The sequence below is a fragment of the Psychrobacter sp. TB20-MNA-CIBAN-0197 genome (assembly GCF_040309765.1).
GTDB classification, from domain to species: domain Bacteria; phylum Pseudomonadota; class Gammaproteobacteria; order Pseudomonadales; family Moraxellaceae; genus Psychrobacter; species Psychrobacter submarinus.
The window spans coordinates 1-230 of record NZ_JBEOPC010001508.1; the positions used below are offsets into that span (position 1 = coordinate 1).

The following is a 230-nucleotide window of genomic DNA, read 5'->3' on the forward strand; positions in this document are numbered from 1 at the left end:
CTGCTACGCCTAGGAATCGCTGCACTTGGTGCGATGCAAGCAATGATGTATGCGGTCGCGCTATATTTTGGTGAATATAGCGGGATGTTGATATTACAGCGCGATTTTTTGCGTTGGGTGTCGTTATTCGTCAGTATTCCCGTGTTCTTTTATGCGGGCATACCGTTCTTTACGTCTGCATGGTCGGCAGTTCGCGCGCGCCAAGTCAATATGGATGTACCGGTCAGTAT

Annotated in this window: 1 protein-coding gene; it reads left to right on the forward strand. The window is 49.1% G+C overall.

Annotated features, from left to right (window positions below):
• A partial coding sequence (locus AAEY83_RS19010; protein ID WP_351061833.1) for a hypothetical protein occupies positions 1-230 on the forward strand: 230 nt, incomplete at both ends.